This window comes from Streptomyces sp. NPDC059499, from assembly GCF_042749285.1.
Taxonomy (GTDB): domain Bacteria; phylum Actinomycetota; class Actinomycetes; order Streptomycetales; family Streptomycetaceae; genus Streptomyces.
Genome location: NZ_JBHYTT010000004.1, coordinates 206,958 through 225,327 on the forward strand (window position 1 = coordinate 206,958; position 18,370 = coordinate 225,327).

At 69.1% G+C, this 18,370-nt stretch carries 9 protein-coding genes; 6 read left to right on the forward strand and 3 right to left on the reverse strand.

What is annotated here, in order from left to right:
* Positions 1-10 precede the first annotated feature (10 nt).
* From ACFW9O_RS12685 to ACFW9O_RS12695, 3 genes are all read left to right on the forward strand, one after another.
* Entirely contained in the window at positions 11-1,048 is a 1,038-nt protein-coding gene (locus ACFW9O_RS12685; RefSeq protein WP_351177197.1) for a LacI family DNA-binding transcriptional regulator, read from the forward strand.
* Positions 1,048-2,127 (forward strand): aldose epimerase family protein, encoded by a 1,080-nt coding sequence (locus tag ACFW9O_RS12690; RefSeq protein ID WP_384608237.1) that lies wholly within the window; start codon positions 1,048-1,050, stop codon positions 2,125-2,127. Before ACFW9O_RS12685 ends, ACFW9O_RS12690 begins: the two co-directional genes overlap by 1 nt.
* A 131-nt stretch (positions 2,128-2,258) precedes the next feature.
* Positions 2,259-4,286, forward strand: coding sequence for a GTP-binding protein (locus tag ACFW9O_RS12695; RefSeq protein ID WP_384608239.1), 2,028 nt, complete (start codon positions 2,259-2,261; stop codon positions 4,284-4,286).
* Positions 4,287-4,329: 43 nt separating this feature from the next.
* Here the strand turns inward: ACFW9O_RS12695 and ACFW9O_RS12700 are convergent, their stop codons facing one another.
* Positions 4,330-7,356 (reverse strand): carbohydrate binding domain-containing protein, encoded by a 3,027-nt coding sequence (locus ACFW9O_RS12700; RefSeq protein WP_384608241.1) that lies wholly within the window; start codon positions 7,354-7,356, stop codon positions 4,330-4,332.
* 279 nt (positions 7,357-7,635) lie between these two features.
* Here ACFW9O_RS12700 and ACFW9O_RS12705 point away from each other — a divergent pair, with 279 nt between their 5' ends.
* Positions 7,636-8,058, forward strand: a complete 423-nt coding sequence (locus tag ACFW9O_RS12705; protein WP_384608243.1) for an acyl-CoA thioesterase — start codon at positions 7,636-7,638, stop codon at positions 8,056-8,058.
* A 65-nt stretch (positions 8,059-8,123) separates the two neighbouring features.
* Here the strand turns inward: ACFW9O_RS12705 and ACFW9O_RS12710 are convergent, their stop codons facing one another.
* Positions 8,124-8,708 (reverse strand): YdeI family protein, encoded by a 585-nt coding sequence (locus tag ACFW9O_RS12710; RefSeq protein ID WP_384608897.1) that lies wholly within the window; start codon positions 8,706-8,708, stop codon positions 8,124-8,126.
* A 115-nt stretch (positions 8,709-8,823) separates the two neighbouring features.
* A complete protein-coding gene (locus ACFW9O_RS12715) occupies positions 8,824-12,021 on the reverse strand; it encodes an alpha-L-rhamnosidase (RefSeq protein WP_384608246.1) in 3,198 nt (1,065 codons plus the stop codon).
* Between the two features lie 351 nt (positions 12,022-12,372).
* Between ACFW9O_RS12715 and ACFW9O_RS12720 the strand changes: the two genes are divergently transcribed.
* Both ACFW9O_RS12720 and ACFW9O_RS12725 read left to right on the forward strand, forming a co-directional pair.
* Positions 12,373-13,557, forward strand: a complete 1,185-nt coding sequence (locus tag ACFW9O_RS12720; protein WP_384608249.1) for a S8 family peptidase — start codon at positions 12,373-12,375, stop codon at positions 13,555-13,557.
* A gap of 394 nt (positions 13,558-13,951) precedes the next feature.
* A complete protein-coding gene (locus ACFW9O_RS12725) occupies positions 13,952-18,241 on the forward strand; it encodes a discoidin domain-containing protein (protein ID WP_384608252.1) in 4,290 nt (1,429 codons plus the stop codon).
* Positions 18,242-18,370: the final 129 nt, after the last annotated feature.

The window sequence follows — 18,370 nt, forward strand, 5'->3', positions numbered from 1 at the left end:
AAGGAGTGCCGTGGGCGTCAGCCTCAAGGACGTTGCGCATCGGGCGGGCGTGTCCATCAAGACCGTGTCGAACGTGGTGAACAACTATCAGCACGTCACACCGGCGATGCGCGCCAAGGTGCAGAAGGCGATCGACGAACTCGGCTACCGGCCGAACCTCACCGCCCGCCACCTGCGCAAGGGCCGCACCGGGATCATCGCCCTCGCCGTACCCGAGTTCGGCAACCCCTACTTCGCCGAACTCGCCGGAGCGGTCGTCGACGCGGCCGCCCGGCACGACTACACCGTCCTGGTCGACCACACCGCCGGCCTCCGGGAGAAGGAACTCCTGGTCAGCCAGGGATTCCGGTCCCACGTGATCGACGGCCTCATCCTCAGCCCCATCCATCTGGAGACCGAGGACCTCATGGCGCGCACCGAGACGGCGCCTCTGGTGCTGCTCGGTGAGCGCGAGTACGAGGCACCGTACGACCACATCGCCATCGACAACGTCGCCGCGTCCCGCGAGGCCGTGCGCCACCTCATCGACAACGGCAACCGCAGGATCGCGTTCCTCGGCTCACGTACCGGCCGCGAACGCCAGCCCGCGCATCTGCGACTGCGCGGCTGGCGCGAGGAACTGGCCGCCGCCGGCATCGAGCCGGACGAGTCCCTCGTCGTGGTCACCGACGGATACGGCCGTGAGGACGGCGCCACAGCCATGGCCTCGCTCCTGGACCGGGGCGAGCGGCCGGACGCCGTGTTCGCGTACAACGACCTCATCGCCATCGGAGCGATGCGGACCATCACCGAACGCGGGCTGAGCATCCCGGACGACATCGCCGTCGTCGGCTTCGACGACATCGAGGAGAGCCGGTACGGCACCACCACGCTCACCACCATCGCCCCGGACAAGGAGGCCATCGCCCGACTCGCCGTCGACAGCCTCGTCGAACGCCTCTCGGGCGAACCGGTCTCCGAACCACGCCGGCCCCGACCCGGCTACCGCCTCATCGTCCGTGAATCCACCGCACCCGGGCGTGCCCCCGCTCTTCCCAAGGACCTCTGATGCCGCGCCCCACCGTGCACCGCACACCGTTCGGCTCCGCCCACGGGACGGAGACCGGCCTGTGGACCCTCGACTCCGGTACGGGAGTCGTCGCCCAGGTACTCACCTACGGCGCCTCCCTCCACAGCCTCACCGTGCCCGACACCGCGGGAGCCCCCGCCTCCGTCGTACGGTCGCTCGCCACCGTCGACGACTACACGGGCAAACACCCGTACTTCGGCGCGGTCGTCGGCCGCTACGCCAACCGCATCGCGAACGGCCGCTTCACCCTGGACGGGGAGACGCACCACATCCCCGCCAACGACCGCGGGCACGCACTGCACGGGGGCCCCGAGGGCTTCCACACCAAGGTGTGGGACGCCACCGCGGACACCACGGACGACAGTGTGTCCCTGCGCCTCACCCTGCACAGCCCCGACGGCGACATGGGGTTCCCCGGCGCGCTCGACGCGACGGTCACGTACACCCTCGACACCGCGGGCACCCTGGCCATCGACTACGCCTCGGTCACCGACCGTGCCACGGTCGTCAACCTCACCAACCACGCCTACTTCGAACTGGCCGGCCAGGGGGACGTCCTCGGCCACCGGCTGGAGGTCGACGCCGACACCTATCTGCCGGTGGACGGCGACGGCATCCCCCTGGGACCGCCGGCCGGGGTAGGGGGCACGCCGTTCGACCTCACCGCACCGCGCGTACTGGGCGAGGCCATCGCGCTGGAGGACGAACAACTGCGCATGGCAGGCGGGTTCGACCACTGCTGGGTGCTGCGCGAAACCGCCGACGGGCTGCGCCGCGCGGCCCGCCTCACCGCCCCGGACTCGGGCCGCGTCCTGGAGGTGTGGACCACCGAGCCGGGCATCCAGGTCTACACCGCCAACCAGCTCGACGGCTCGTTCACCGACGCCACCGGCCGGCGCCACGAACGCCACGGCGCGGTCTGTCTGGAGACCCAGCACCTGCCCGACTCACCCAACCGGCCGGACCACCCCAGCACCGTCCTGCGCCCCGGCGAGACCGCGCGGAGCCGTACGGAACTGCGCTTCCCGCATCTGGAGGTTCAGACCGACCGGCCTTAATCGATTGCTCTGTGAAGCGGGTGCCTGCTGTAATTCCGGCACCAGCCGAACAACCCGGGAGAAATTCATGCGCCGAGCTTCTGTGTCCACCCAGACAGGAATTCACACCTATCTCGAGGGCATGAAGCTCAGTGCACACATTGAACCTGGGAATTCTGGCGCACGTCGACGCCGGTAAGACGAGCCTGACCGAGCGGCTTCTCCACGCCGCCGGAGTCATCGACACCGTCGGCAGCGTCGACGACGGCAGCACACAGACCGACTCGCTGGCGCTCGAACGGCAACGCGGCATCACTATCAAGTCCGCGGTCGTCTCCTTCGTCGTCGACGGCGTCGCGGTCAACCTCATCGACACCCCCGGCCACCCGGACTTCATCGCCGAGGTGGAACGGGTCCTCGGCGTGCTCGACGGCGCCGTGCTCGTCGTCTCCGCAGTGGAGGGCGTCCAGGCACAGACCCGTGTGCTGATGCGGACACTGCGCAGGCTGCGGATCCCCACACTCGTCTTCGTGAACAAGACCGACCGCGGCGGCGCCCGCTACGAAGGTGTCCTCGCGGACATCGCCGAGCGGCTGTCCCGTGATGTCGTCGCGATGGGTTCGGCCGAGGCGCTGGGCACCCGCGAAGCCCGCACCGAGCCTTTCACCGCCGCGGACCCGGCGTTCGCCACCGCGCTGACCGATCTGCTCACCGGTCACGACGACGACCTGCTGGCCGCCTACGTCGACGACGCGACGGGCATCCCGTACGACCGGCTGCGCGCCGGCCTGGCGGAGCAGACCCGGCAGACGCTGGTGCACCCGGTGTACTTCGGCTCCGCGGCCACCGGGGCGGGCGTGCCGGAGCTGATCGCGGGCATCACCGAGCTGCTGCCCGTCACCGGCCAGGACACCGGAGGCCCGGCTGCGGGCACGGTGTTCAAGGTCGAGCGCGGTCCTGCCGGGGAGAAGATCGCGTACGTCCGGATGTTCTCCGGAGCGGTGCGCACGCGTGAACGTGTCCGCCTGCGGGGGGACGGCGAGGACGACGGACGCGAGGGCAAGATCTCCGGCATCACCGTCTTCGACCGCGGTACGGACGACCGCGCCTCCGCTCTGACCGCCGGCCGGATCGGCAGGCTGCGAGGGCTCGGTGCCGTCCGGATCGGGGACAGGATCGGTGAGGCGCCCGCGAAGCCACCGGCGCGGGCCCACTTCGCCCCGCCGACGCTGGAGACGGTGGTGACCCCTCTCCGCCGGGAGGACCGGGGCGCCCTGCACACCGCGCTCGGCCACCTCGCGGAGCAGGACCCGCTCATCGGCGTACGGCGTGACGACATCCGTCAGGAGATCTCCCTCTCGCTCTACGGCGAGGTGCAGAAGGAGGTCATCCAGGCGACGCTGGCGGACGAGTACGGCATCGAGGTCACCTTCCGGGAAACCACGACCATCTGCCTGGAACGGCCGGCCGGAACCGGCGCGGCCGTCGAGGTCATCGACCGGGAACCCAATCCCTTCCTCGCCACGGTCGGCCTCCGCGTCGATCCCGCACCGGCCGACAGCGGGGTGGAATTCCGGCGGGAGGTGGAACTCGGATCCATGCCCTTCTCCCTGATGAGGGCAGTGGAGGACACCGTGCTGGAGACACTCGGCCAGGGAATTCACGGATGGCAGGTCACCGACTGCACCGTCACCCTGACGCATTCCGGATACTGGCCCCGGCAGAGTCATTCGCACGCGGTGTTCGACAAGAGCATGTCGAGCACCGCGGGAGACTTCCGCAACCTGACTCCGCTGGTGCTCATGGACGCGCTGAAACAGGCCGGAACCACGGTGTACGAGCCGATGCACCGCTTCCGCATCGAGCTCCCGGCCGATACGTTCGGCCCCCTCGTCCCGGTGCTCGCACGGCTGCGCGCCGTTCCCCGGACTCCGCTGACCCGGGGCCGGGTGTGCACCCTCGAGGGCGAGGTCCCCGCCGCCCGTATCCACGAACTGCAGCAACTGCTGCCGGAGCTGACACGCGGTGAGGGGGTGCTGGAGTCCGACTTCGCGCACTACCGGCCCGTCGAGGGCCCCGTTCCGCAGCGGCCCCGCACCGATCACGATCCGCTCCACCGGAAGGAGTACCTGCTGCGCACCCTGAGGCGGGTGGCCGGGGGCGAAGGCGGCCGGGCGTGACGGAGGCGCATCGCGCGCCCGCCACGCCCGGGTCCGCCTCGGGTCACTTCAGGTAGGTACCCGCCGTCCCGATCATGCCCGGGGCCGCGTTCTTCCCGCCGAGGTCGAGGACGTACACCCGCAGGTTGCCCTTGCCCGGTGCCGGGACGGCGAGGGTGCCGCCCGTCACCACCCGGGTGTCCCCGGTGACGGCGTCCTTGTAGGTGCCGTTGGGGATGCCCGTGTACGTGGCACCGCCGGTGACCGTCACCAGCGCGAAGCTGTCCGTGCCGCTCGCCGCGTCGGTGTAGCGGCGCTTGTACGCCATCGACCCGGTGATGCCCTCGGTGGAGTACTGGCCCATCTGCAGGGCAGGCACGGCCCGTCGGATCTCGTTGAGCCGCTGCACATGTTTGACCAGCGGCTTCGAGAGGGTGTCGGCGACGGCACCGGACGCCGAGGAGACCTTGCTGAAGTCGGACGCCTTGACGTCGCCGGCGAGCTGAGCGCCGAAGTAGGCGCGCCCGGTCGTCGCCAGCGGGCAGGTGGGCCCGCAGTCGATCTTCTTGCCGGCCTGGAACTCGACCTCGGAGCCGTAGTAGAGCGTGGGGATGCCCCGGAAGGTCCACATCAGGGACATGTTCTCGGCCCAGGCGTCGGTGCCGCCCGCGTACCGTTCGCTGCTCTTGTTGGGTCCGTAGTCGTGGCTGTCGACGTACACGACGTTGTAGGTGGCGTCGTTGTAACTGTCGTCGGAGTCCTTGCCGTTGTTGTACGCGTTGTTGGCGTCACCGAAGTTCATGTGCATGCGCATGTCGATGACGTTCATCCCGGAGAACCTGCTGTGGTCCGGTGCGTGGTACGCGTTGCCGTTCAGGAAGGCGTTGGTGGAGGTCGGCTGGGAGCCGGTGCCCTGCTGCTGTTCGTAGTCGTACATCTCCAGCGCGGCCTTCTCGTCGTCCGCGTTGTACTCCTTGCGTTCCTTCCAGGTGTAGAACTGCGCGGAGTGGTTGACCGAGCCCCGGTTCCACTTGTCGTTGACGAAGGCCGCGACCTCACCGAAGACGAAGAAGTTCTTCGCGGCCTCGGCGCCGAACCGCTGGGTGACGCGCTCCTGGATCGCCGGCAGGAAGCGGCGGTTCCAGGTCGTACGGGGGATGTGCACGGCGGTGTCGACCCGGAAGCCGTCCACGCCCATGTCGATGTACTTGTTGTAGGCGCCGATCAGGTAGTTCTGTACGGGCGCGCTCTCGGTGTTGAAGTCGGCGAGGTCGTCGTGCAGCCAGCAGCTGCGGGAGTCCTCGCCCTCCCAGTTCCCGATCCAGCAGTTGTGGTAGTACGCCTTCGGGAACATGCCCGAAGTGGGGTTGGGCCACTGGCAGTTGTAGATCCGGTACCCCTCGGGCGAGGTGTACTGGGTGGGCGTGCCCCAGTTGACGCAGGTGTTGCCCGAAGGCTCGGCGGTGGACCACAGATCGCCGTTGTAGTAGGACTTACCGGACTTGGGCTCGACGGTCAGGCCGTCGTACTCGAACCCGTCGTTCTTCTCGTCGTAGAACCAGCTCCACTGGGTGTCGCGGACTCCGTACGCCTTCGGGGTGAACAGGCCCTTGGCGCCCCAGCGCGAGGAGTGGTTGTAGACGACGTCCTGGTAGATCTTCATGCCCTTGGCGTGGGCCGCGTTGATGAGGTCCTGGTAGGAGGCGCCGGCGGACTCGAGCCGGGCGTCGACCTCGTAGAAGTCGTAGCCGTGATAGCCGTGGTAGTCGTAGTCGGACCGGTTCAGCACCACCGGGGTGATCCACACGGCGGACATGCCGAGGCCCTTGATGTAGTCGAGCTTCTCGACCAGGCCCTTGAAGTCGCCCCGGAACATGGGGTCGTTGTTGGCGGCGTTGCCCGACTTCGTGTGCTGGCTCCCGCCCCGGTTGTTGGAGGTGTCACCGTCGTTGAAGCGGGCGGTGAGCACGAAGTAGATCGGGTCCTTGCGGGGATCGGTGCCCAGCGGTTCCCCGGACGCCGGCGCCGCGGGCTTCTCGCCCGTGGTCGCGGTGGCGGCTGCGGAGGCGGCCGACACGTTCCCGGCGGCGTCGACGGCTCTCACCGTATAGCTGTAGGCCGTCTTCTCCTCCAGCCCGGTGTCGGAGTACACCGTGGAGCCGACGTCGGTGACCATCGTGCCCTTCGTGCCCCCTGTCCGGGTGACCTGGTACTTCGTCACACCTCGGTCATCGGTGGACGGGTCCCAGGTCAGCACGACGGAGACACCGTCGGCGTCCGCGGTGACCTTCGTGGGCACGGTCGGTGCCTGGGTGTCCGGGACCTCCGCGGCGCAGGGGTCCTTCGCGTCGGCGGTGACCTTCTTGTCCTTCACCGTGGTGAGCCCGGACGGGATCGCGTAGTTGGCGCCGTTGTTGTTGTCCCACACCCCGTTGCCGTTGTTGAACGTGGCGAGCATCGTGGTCGCCGTGCCGAGGTCGACCGACTTCTTCACCCAGCCGGTACAGGCGGCCTCCATGCCCACGCCGGGCACGGTGGTCCAGGTGCCGCCCGCCGGCTGGTAGTGCAGATTGGTGGTGGTCCAGCCGACCGTCGCGGTCGAGTAGTAGACCGCCGCGGTGTGCGTCTCTTCGGGGTCGGCGGTCGGAGTCGGATCCGTACCGGTGTCCGCGCACGGGTCGCTGTGGGCCACCACGCCGTCCTTGACGGTGATGCTGCCGGTGCCCAGGGCGTAGTTCTTCCCGCCGTTGTTGTCCCAGACGCCCGAACCGTTGTTGAACGTCGCGGCCAGACCGGACGCGCTGCCCAGGCTGACGGTCTGCTTCACCCAGTCCGTGCACGCGGCCTCCATCGCCACGCCCGGCGGGGTCGTCCAGGAGCCGCCGTCGGGCGCGTAATGGAGTTTGTACGCGGACCAGTTCTTGGTCTTCGTGTAGTAGAAGACGGTCGCGGTGGACTCCGAAGCAGCCGCGGGCACGGCCGAATCGGGACCCGCGGCCTTCGGCACCGCGGTCAGGAGCCCCAGCATCACGGTGGCTGCGACGGCCGCTCCCAGAGGGCGTCCGAGCAGCCGGGTGGGGGTGCGTTTCATTCGTGTGTCTCCAGGGGAGTGCCACGGGCGGGTGGACCGTGGCTGCCAACAGCACAACCGCTCCGCGAGCGGCTGCGAGGATCCCGCCGGAGAACCCGGACGCGCCTCGGGGTTCGGGCGAGCAGTGCGTCCCGACAGCAAGTGCTGTCAGAATTTTGCTGCAATCTTTTGCAGTCAGGAAGTTACCCGTGCATGACAGGCGCGTAAAGAGGTTGCGTAGAGGTACCTGACGACGGGCCCCGGCGGAATGGCGGACCGCCCGCCGGCGTTCGGATGTTCATGACCTACTTCGTCGATGTCACCGTGCGCGGCTACGAACTCGACACCCAGGGCCACCTCAACCAGGCCGTCTACCTCCAGTACGCGGAACACGCGCGCTGGGAGCTGCTGCGGGCCGCCGGACTGCCCCAGGAAAAGCTGCTGGCCGACGGAGTCGGCCCCGTGCAGCTGGAAGTGACGGTGAAGTACCTGCGGGAACTGCGGGGCGGGGACAGGGTGCGGGTGAGCTGCGAGTTCGTCTACGGTGCGGGCAAGACCTTCGAGATCGTGCAGCAGATCGTCAAGGAGGACGGCACCCTGGCCGCGGACATCAGGGCCGTCGGCGGCATCCTCGACCTGGCTGCCCGTCGGCTGGTCGCGGACCCGGCCGGGCGTCTTGCCGCGCTGGCCGAGAAGCCCGACCTCCTCGGCAACACCGTGTGACCGGGCCGGGCGACACCGGCCTGAACCGGGGCCGGGCGACACCGGTCTGACGGGGGCCGGGCGGGTCAGCCCGACGTGCCGCCCGACTCCAGCTTGGTGATCGCCCGCGCGAGCCGGACGGCCCTCAGCTCGGGCGTTCTCGCCTTCAGGAGCTCAAGGATCACCAGGTACCTGTCCGTCCTGCCGAGCTCCTCGAACCGCTGCGCCGCCAGGGAGCCGGGGGTCAGCGCCGCCGCGAGGTCCTCGGGCACGGTGGCCTCCTTCTGCGAGGGGTACGCCGCCGCCCACCGCCCGTCCTCCCGCGCGGCCCGCACCTCGGCCAGCCCCGGCTCCCGCATCAGGCCGGCCGCCGTCAGCGCCTCCACCTTGCGCACGTTGACCTGGGACCAGTGGCCGCCCTTGCGGCGGCGCGAGATCCGCTGGAGGTAGTACTCCTCGTCGAGGGACTTGCGCTGCCCGTCGATCCAGCCGTAGCAGAGCACGGTGTCGATGATCTCGGAGGCCGTCACGGACTCGATGCCGGTGCTCTTCTTCGCGACCTTCACCCACAGGTCCGACCGCACCCCGTGATGCCGCTCCAGCCAGTCCCTCAGTTCCGGGGCCCGCTCGAAGAACTGCGGTTGCGCACCCGGTTCCGTGCCGTCGGCCATGCTCACGTCCGCCTCCTCCAGGGGAATCCTGGGGCATCTCCCCGAGCTCCTGAGGAACACGTTAGGCGCCCTGTAGGACAGTTTCCGTCCTACAGGGCGCCTCGGGTGATCCCCGTCAGGCGGAGGCGGCGAACTGATGGGTCCCCGACCCGGCGGCGAAGACCGCACACCCGTCGTCGAGGCGCAGGAACCTCGCGGAGCCTTGGCCGGCGCTCCACTCGTCGCCACCCGGTATCCATACCTCGGCGGTCGTGTTGGCAGGCAGGACGACCCTGAGGACGAAGCCGTCCGCGTCCGTCTTCCAGCGCGTCGTGACCGGCCCGTACAGGGAGTCGAACCGGCCCTCGGCCCGCGTCACACCGCCGCCCGGACGCGGTCGCACGACGACCTTCCGGAAACCGGGGCTCCCCGGTGCGATGCCCGCGATGTTCGCGTACATCCACTCACCCACCGAGCCGTACGCGTAGTGGTTGAAGGAGTTCATCCCGGCGTCCTGGAAGCTGCCGTCCGGCCGGATGGAGTCCCACCGCTCCCACATCGTCGTGGCGCCCCGGTCGATCTGGTAGCCCCAGCTCGGGAAGGTGCGCTGCGTCAGCAGCCGGTAGGCGACATCCGTGTGCCCGGTGTCGGTCAGTACCGGCAGCAGCCGCGGGGTCCCGAGGAACCCCGTCGACAGATGCCAGTCCTTCGCCTCGATGAGCGCGACCAGCCGGTCGGCCGCCGGCCCTCGGTCGCCCTCCGTCAGCAGGTCCATGGACAGAGCCAGTACGTAGGCCGTCTGCGTATCGCCCTTGACGCGTGCGCCGGCCGTCACATACGCCGCCCGGAACGCGTCGCGCACCCGGCCGAAGAGGCTCCGGTACGGCGCCGGGTCCTTGCCCAGCGCCTCCGCTGTGCGGGCGACGAGGTCGGCGCTGTGGGCGAAGTACGCCGTGCCGATGACGTCCTTGGGAGTCTCGTCCTCGATGTTGAGCCAGTCGCCGTAGCCGTCCGCGGGCCGCAGGAGCCCGGTGCTGTGCGCCTCCAGATACTGCAGCCACTTCAGCATCGAGGACCAGGACTGCTCCAGGACCCGGACGTCGCCGTACGCCTGGTACAGGGCCCACGGCACGGTCACCCCCGCGTCGCCCCAGCCCGCCGCACCGCTGCCGACGCCCGGAAGGTCCGGGGCGACGTTGGGGAAGGCGCCGTCGGCGAGCTGGTCGTCGCGCAGGTCGTGGAGCCACTTGGTGAGGAAGCGCGCCGACTCCATCGTGTACGCGGCCGTGGGCGCGAACACGTTGATGTCACCGGTCCAGCCGAGGCGCTCGTCCCGCGCGGGGGTGTCCGTCGGGATGGAGAGGAAATTGCCGCGCTGCCCCCAGGTGATGTTGCTGTGGAGCTGGTTGAGCATGGGCACATCGGTCGTGAAGTCCATGGTGAACGGTGCCGAGGTGTGGATGACACGGCCGACGACCGCGTCGGGGCCCGGCCGGCCGGGATAGCCCGTCACCTCGACGTAGCGGAAGCCGTGGAAGGTGAAGCGGGGCTCGTACGTCTCCCGGCCGCCGCCCTTGAGCGTGTACGTGTCCGTGGCCCGGGCGGTGCGCAGGTTCGTCGTGTAGATCGTGCCGTCCGGGTTCAGGACCTCGGCATGCCGCAGCCGCACCGTCGTGCCGGCGGGTCCGGACACGGTGAGGCGCGGGGTGCCCACCATGTTCTGGCCGAGGTCGAACACGAACACACCGGGCGCCGGTTCGGTCACCTCACGCGCCGTCAGCTCGCGCTCGACACGGCATGCCCCGTCCACTTCGGCGACGAGCGCCGCCGTGACGTCGTCCACCCGATCGGCGGCGAGCCACCCCGACGCGTCGAAGCCGGCCCGCGTCCAGCCGTCGGTCTCCAGCCGGGCGTCGTACTCCTCGCCCGCCATGAGATCGGCACCGGTGACGGGCCCGGTCGCGGCGCGCCAGTCGGTCCCCGACACCACCCGCTCGGTCGAGCCGTCCGTGAAGGTGACCTCCAACTGGGCCAGAACGGCAGGCTGTTCGCCGTACTGATGCGGGCCGAACCAGGCGATGTTGCCGGCGTACCAGCCTGTCGCGAGCGTGACCCCGAGTGCGTTCCCGCCCGGGGCCAGCAGTCCGGTCACGTCGTACGTCTGGTACTGGACCCGCTTGTCGTAGTCGGTCCATCCCGGTGCGAGCCGGTCCTCGCCGACCCGCTTGCCGTTGAGGAACACCTCGTACAGCCCGAGTGCGGTCGAGTACAGCCTGGCGCGCGCCACACGCTTGCGGCCGAGCCGGAACTCCCTGCGCAGCTGGGTGGCGGGGGAGTGTGCCACCTGGACGCGGCCCCAGGGCCCGGAACCCCAGGGGGCGAGGACCTTGGCGGCGGACCACGCGCTGTCGTCGTAGGTACCGGACCCCCAGTCCCCCGAAGGCTCCTCGTCGGTGGTCCGCCAGTCTGCGCCGGTGGCCAGGGTGACCACACCGTCGGCGGTGGTCAGCTCCAGCAGGCCGAGCAGTCCGGCGGGTCCTTCCGTCGCGTTGGTGGCCGACACGGCGATCACATGGACGCCCGGGGAGAGCCGGTTCGTCACATCCCTCAGGACGGGCCGCTGCCAGTTGTTGGCGGGGCCGTCCGCCTCGGTGTGCGCCACCTCCACGCCGTCGACCCGGGCGGTGAACCCGTCATCGGCCGTCATGACCAGGCGGGCGCGGGTGACACCGGCCGGAATCTCCACCCGGCCACGGAACCAGCGGGTGGCCGCGGGCGCACCGGCGGCCGGATCGCCCTCGGGGAACCAGATCCACGAGGCGCCGTCCAGCGCGGGCACGGCGGTCAGCGCGGCAGGCGCGCCGATCCAGCCGGCCGACCAGTCCGATGCGGCCAGGAGCCCGGTCTCCCACCAGGACGGCTCGCTCCACCCGGAGACCTGCCCGCCGGAGTCCCACACACGCACCGACCAGTGGTAGCGCGTACGGGACGCCGGCGCCGGGCCCGCGTACGGGACCAGCACCGACCGGTCGGACTCGACCCTGCCGCTGTCCCAGACGTCGGGCTTCCCGAGGCGTTCCGGGGTGGTGGCGACCCGCACCTGGTACGCGGTCTGGGTCCGGCCCGGGGCCTCCGACACGACCGGCCAGCTCAGCCTCGGACGCGGGGTGTCGAGACCGAGCGGGTGGCGCACGTATTCGACGGTCGGCTCGGTGACACGGGCCCGGCCGGCGGCTGCCCGCGCCGGTCCGGCAGCGTGCGCGGCGGGTGCGGACACCGCGGCGAGCGCCGCGGTGGCTGCGGTGGTGCTGAGCAGTCGTCTTCTGCTGATCACAACTCGGCTCCGTAACGACGCGGGGATGAATCGTTTCAGTCATGTGAAGCTAGAGTTGTGTCCAGTCCCTGTCAAGGGTTCGTTCGTGATCGAGGTCTTTCTGGCTTGATGATTGAAAGCCTGCTGTGTGCGGCATTGACGTCCGTACGGGAGCGGGTTTACGTTCACCCGCAGGCGTTGGTTGAAACCTTTCATGCGATCGGCCGAATGGGCCTGCCCCGGTACCGATCTTTGCGCTGTCCGGCTGACGTGACTCAAGGCGCGACCCGGATGTGGACGAAAGGTCAGGTGTTCACACCTCGCGGGCCTGTCCTGGTCCGCAACCGGATCCTCCATGTCAAGGGAGAACGCATGCGCCTGCGCGCCCACTGGGCCCCGGCCGCTCTACTGCTGATCGCCCCGCTGATCGGCACCACCCCGGCCACGGCCGACACCGGCGACAGTCTCGTGCCGGTGCAGAGGTCGTCCCGGGCCGTGCCCGGTCAGTACATCGTCACCCTGTCGTCCGCGCAGACGGCTGACGCCATGGCCGAGGATCTCGGGGTCACCCCGATGTTCACGTACAGCAAGGTCCTGCACGGCTTCGCGGCTTCGCTCACCCCCGCCCAGCTGGAGAAGGTGCGCGGTACGGCAGGCGTCCAGGCCGTGGAGGAGAACAGCGAGGCCTCGCTCGCACCCCCGGCCGCCAAGAAGACGGCCGGCGCCCGTGCGGCCGCCGCGAGCTGGGGACTTGACCGGATTGACCAGCGGACCCTGCCTCTGGACTCCATGTACAACGCGGCCGGTACGGGTGCCGGTGTGACCGCCTACATCGTCGACACCGGCATCGAGGCCGCCCACAGCGAGTTCGGCGGCCGGGTGGGCGAAGGCTACGACGGCATCGGCGACGGCCGGGGCGCCGGGGACTGCAACGGCCACGGCACGCATGTGGCCGGTACGGTCGCCGGCGCGACGTACGGTGTCGCGGGCTCCGCCTCGCTCGTCCCCGTCAGGGTGCTCAACTGCGAAGGGTCGGGAACCTGGGCCGGGATCATCGCGGGGCTCGACTGGATCGCCGAGAACGCCGAGCCGCCCAGCGTGGTCAACGCGTCGCTCGGCGGACCCTCGTCCGCGGCGGTCGACGACGCGTTCGACGGACTCGCCGAGCTGGGAATCCTGCCCGTCGTCGCGGCGGGCAACGAGAGCCAGGACGCCTGCGACGTCTCCCCGGCGGGCGCCGACCAGGTGCTCGCCGTGGGTGCCAGTGACAACCAGGACCGGCAGGCGGACTTCAGCAACTGGGGCACCTGCGTGGAGGTGTACGCCCCCGGGGTCGACATCGTCTCCGCCAGGCTCGGCGGCGGCTCCACGGCGCTGAGCGGGACGTCCATGTCCAGCCCGCACGTCGTCGGCGTCACCGCCCTCTTCCTGGAGCAGAACCCGGCCGCGACTCCCGGGGAGATCTCCGACTGGATCGCCGGTCAGGCCACGACGGACGTGCTGACGGATCTGGGTACCGGCTCGCCCGACCGGCTTCTGTACACCGGCGGCCTCTGACCCCCGGTCCGGCCGCACACTGATCCGCCTCCATTCGAGCGGGGTCCGCACCTGCGGGCCCCGCTCCGTGCTGTGCCGTGGAGCAGGCACTTTGCAGCGCCTTCCACATGTACGCAAACGGCTTGCGTTGATTGCGCTTCCTTGCGGCCGCTCGGTCTTCCGCTCCCGTCGCACCCAAATCTCCCTGACAGCACGGTGCTTGCACTCTCATCGGCCCTCGATCCGGATCGCTCGGTTCTGTCCCAACGGTGGACGCTCTCGCAGTTCTCTGCAATTCTCTGACCGCAAAACGCAAAACCAATGCTCAGTGAGCGCAGAAACAGGTGTCACCGAGCCGAGCAGACAGAGCCGCGCCCTCGTCGCGCTTCGCGCCGAGGCCGAAGATCGGGGACCAATGAGAGCCACACGCTGGAGATGGCGGGCCGTTTCCGCCGCGGTCACCACCAGTCTTCTGATGATCGGATGGCCGTCGCTCGCCGCTTCGGCGGCCGACGGCCCCAGCATCGCCGCGGGCAGGGCCGCAGCGGCGAGCAGTACGGGCGACGGGCACGCCGCCCGGAGCGTGACGGACGGCAACCAGTCGACGTACTGGGAGGGATCCGGCAGCTCACTTCCGCAGTGGGTGCAGACCGACCTCGGCCCGGACTCCCGGATCGACGAGGTGACGCTGAAGCTCCCCGCAGGGTGGGAGAGCAGAAAGCAGACACTCTCCATCCAGGGGAGCGCCGACGGTACGAGCTTCTCCACCCTGAAGACCTCGGGGACGTACACCTTCAGCCCCGGTACGTCCAACAAGGTGACGATCCCCTTCCCGGCCACGAAGACCCGCTTCGTACGGGTGAACGTCACGGCCAACACGGCGGGACGCAACGCCCAGCTCGCCGAACTGGAGGTCCGCGAGGCCGAGGAGTCGTCGGCCGACCTCGCCGCGGGCAGGACCCTCACGGCGAGCAGCCACACCGAGGTGTACGTGGCGGCCAACGGCAACGACGGCAACCGGGCCAGCTACTGGGAGAGCAGGAACAACGCCCTTCCGCAGTGGATCCAGGCGGACCTCGGCTCCTCGGTCCGCGTCGACCGGGTCGTGCTGCGGCTGCCCGACGGCTGGGAGCAGCGGACCCAGACACTGAAGATCCAGGGCAGTGCCAACGGTTCGGAATTCAGTGACCTGACCGCGTCCAAGGCGTACACCTTCAACGCCGCGGGCGGACAGGCGGCGACGATCTCCTTCGACGCCACCACCACCCGCTACGTACGGGTGCTGGTCACCGCCAACTCGGTCCAGCCGGCCGGGCAGGTCTCCGAACTGGAGGTCTACGGCCCCGGGACCGGGGACACCCAGGCGCCCACGACCCCGGCCGACCTGGCCTTCACCGAGCCGGCCACCGGGCAGATCAGGCTGACCTGGAAGGCGTCCTCGGACGACACGGGTGTCACCGGTTACGACATCTACGCCGGCAACACACTGCTGACCAGCGTGGCCGGCAACGTCACCACGTTCACCGACACGCGGCCGGCCGGCGAGAGCGTCTCGTACCACGTCCGGGCCAGGGACGCGGCGGGCAACGAGTCGGGCAACAGCAACACCGTCACCCGCCAGGGCGACTCCGGCGACACGCAGGCACCCACCGCACCGGCGCAACTGGCCTTCACGGAGCCGTCCGCGGGACAGATCAGACTGGTCTGGCAGGCGTCCTCGGACAACAAGGGCGTGACCGGCTACGACGTCTACGCCAACAACGTGCTCCGCAGGAGCGTGGCCGGTGACATCACGACGTACACCGACACCCAGTCGGCCGGCACCACGGTCACCTATGTGGTGCGCGCCAAGGACGCGGCCGGCAACATTTCCGTCGCGAGCAACTCCGTGACCCGCAACGGTTCCACGAACGCCGCGTCCAACCTCGCCGTCTCCAAGCCGATCACCGCGTCGTCGGTGGTCCACACGTTCGTCGCGGCGAACGCCAACGACAACTCCGTCACCACCTACTGGGAGGGCGCGGGCGGCAGCTACCCCAACACCCTCACGGTGAAGCTCGGTTCCAACGCCGACACCGAGAGTGTCGTCGTCAAGCTCAACCCCGACAGCAGCTGGGGCGCACGCACCCAGAACATCGAAGTGCTCGGACGGGAGCAGAACGCCACGTCCTTCACGAGCCTGGCCGCGGCCAGGAACTACGCGTTCGACCCGGCGAGCGGCAACACGGTGACGATCCCGGTCACCGCCAGGGTCGCCGACGTCCAGCTGAAGTTCACCTCCAACACCGGGGCCCCGGCAGGCCAGGTCGCCGAGTTCCAGGTGATGGGCGCTCCCGCCCCCAACGCGGACCTGCAGGTCTCGGCAGTCGGCGCCTCCCCGGCCGCTCCCGTGGAGTCCGACCAGATCACCCTGTCGGCGACCGTACGCAACACGGGCGCCCTCGCCGCTCCCGCGGGCAAGCTCGACTTCGAGCTGGGCGGCTCCAAGGTCGCCACCGCATCGGTGGGCGCTCTCGCCGCCGGTGCGTCGGTACAGGTCACCGCCGGTATCGGAGCGCGCGACGCGGGCAGTTACACACTGGGCGCGGTCGTCGACCCGGCGGGCGAGATCATCGAGGAGAACGAGACCAACAACCGCTTCACCAGCAGTTCCCCGCTGGTCGTGAAGCCGGTCTCCAGCTCCGACCTCGTCGCGAACGCGGTCACCACGGCCCCGTCCGCCCCCTCCGAGGGCGACACCGTGACCTTCTCCGTAGCCCTCAGGAACCAGGGCACCGTGGCCTCCGCGAGCGGCAGCCACGGCATCTCCCTGAATCTGGTCGACTCCAAGGGCGCCACGGTCAAGACCCTGACCGGCGCGCACAACGGCGCCATCGCGGCCGGCTCCACGACGGCGCCGGTCTCCCTCGGCACCTGGACGGCCGCCAACGGCTCGTACACGGTGAAGGTGGTGGTCGCCGACGACGCCAACGAGCTTCCGGTCAAGCGCGAGAACAACACCCGCACCGAGTCGCTGTTCGTCGGACGCGGCGCCAACATGCCGTACGACATGTACGAGGCCGAGGACGGCGTCGCGGGCGGCGGCGCCAAGGTGGTCGGTCCCAACAGGACCGTCGGCGACGTCGCGGGCGAGGCGTCCGGGCGCAAGGCGGTCACCCTCGACAGCACGGGCAACTACGTCGAGTTCACCACCCGGGCATCGACGAACACCCTGGTCACCCGCTTCTCCATCCCGGACTCCGCGGGTGGCGGCGGCATCGAGTCGAAACTCAACGTCTACGTGGACGGCACCTTCCTGAAGGCCATCGACCTCACGTCGAAGTACGCGTGGCTGTACGGGAACGAGACCGGTCCGGGCAACTCCCCGGGATCGGGAGCACCCCGGCACATCTACGACGAGGCCAACCTCATGCTGGGCAGGACCGTCCCGGCAGGCAGCAAGATCCGCCTGCAGAAGGACACGGCCAACACCAGCACCTATGCGATCGACTTCGTCAGCCTGGAGCAGGTCGCCCAGGTGGCCAACCCGAACCCGGCCACGTACACCGTGCCCGCCGGCTTCACCCACCAGGACGTGCAGAACGCCCTGGACAAGGTCCGGATGGACACCACGGGCACCCTCGTGGGCGTCTACCTGCCGGCCGGTGACTACTCCACCGCCAGCAAGTTCCAGGTCTACGGCAAGGCCGTGAAGGTCGTCGGCGCGGGACCCTGGTACACCCGCTTCCACGCCCCGTCCACACAGGACAACACCGATATCGGGTTCCGTGCGGAGGCCAGTGCGAAGGGTTCGTCGTTCTCGAACTTCGCGTACTTCGGCAACTACACCTCCCGCATCGACGGGCCGGGCAAGGTGTTCGACTTCTCCAACGTCTCGGACATCGTGATCGACAACATCTGGAACGAGCACATGGTGTGCCTCTACTGGGGCGCCAACACCGACAGCGTCACCATCAAGAACTCCCGGATCCGCAACATGTTCGCCGACGGCATCAACATGACCAACGGATCCACCGACAACCACGTCACCAACAACGAGGCGCGTGCCACCGGGGACGACAGCTTCGCGCTGTTCTCGGCGATCGACGGCGGCGGCGCGGACATGAAGAACAACGTGTACGAGAACCTGACGTCCATCCTCACCTGGCGTGCCGCGGGTGTGGCCGTGTACGGCGGGTACGACAACACCTTCCGCAACATCCACATCGCCGACACCCTGGTCTACTCCGGAATCACCGTCAGTTCGCTGGACTTCGGCTATCCGATGAACGGCTTCGGGACCGGTCCCACGGCGATCGAGAACGTGTCGATCGTGCGGTCCGGCGGGCACTTCTGGGGGTCGCAGACCTTCCCGGGCATCTGGCTGTTCTCGGCCTCCAAGGTGTTCCAGGGCATCCGGATCTCCCATGTGGACATCGTCGATCCGACGTACAGCGGGATCATGTTCCAGACGAACTATGTCGGTGGACAGCCCCAGTTCCCGATCAAGGACACGGTGCTCACCGACATCTCGATCACCGGAGCACGCAAGAGCGGTGACGCGTTCGACGCGAAGTCCGGCTTCGGTCTGTGGGCCAACGAGATGCCGGAGTCGGGCCAGGGCCCGGCCGTCGGTGAGGTCACGTTCAACGGGCTGAAGCTGAGCGGCAACGCCCTGGACGTCAGGAACACCACCTCCACCTTCAAGATCAACATCAACCCGTAGGGAGCCTGGAGGCACGGAGGACCCAGAGGGTTCCACGGGAAAGGAGCAGGTGTGAGGGGGTGCCTCGCGGCTTCCGCGAGGCACCCCGCCTGCGTAGACTCTTTGCAGCCATAAGTCGGTGGCTTGCAA

Coding starts and splice junctions, on each gene's coding strand:
- ACFW9O_RS12690 (WP_384608237.1), top strand. CDS start 1,048: ATGCCGCGCCCCACCGTGCACCGCACACCGTTCGGCTCCGCCCACGGG.
- ACFW9O_RS12700 (WP_384608241.1), bottom strand. CDS start 7,356: ATGAAACGCACCCCCACCCGGCTGCTCGGACGCCCTCTGGGAGCGGCC.
- ACFW9O_RS12705 (WP_384608243.1), top strand. CDS start 7,636: ATGACCTACTTCGTCGATGTCACCGTGCGCGGCTACGAACTCGACACC.
- ACFW9O_RS12710 (WP_384608897.1), bottom strand. CDS start 8,708: ATGGCCGACGGCACGGAACCGGGTGCGCAACCGCAGTTCTTCGAGCGG.
- ACFW9O_RS12720 (WP_384608249.1), top strand. CDS start 12,373: ATGCGCCTGCGCGCCCACTGGGCCCCGGCCGCTCTACTGCTGATCGCC.
- ACFW9O_RS12725 (WP_384608252.1), top strand. CDS start 13,952: ATGAGAGCCACACGCTGGAGATGGCGGGCCGTTTCCGCCGCGGTCACC.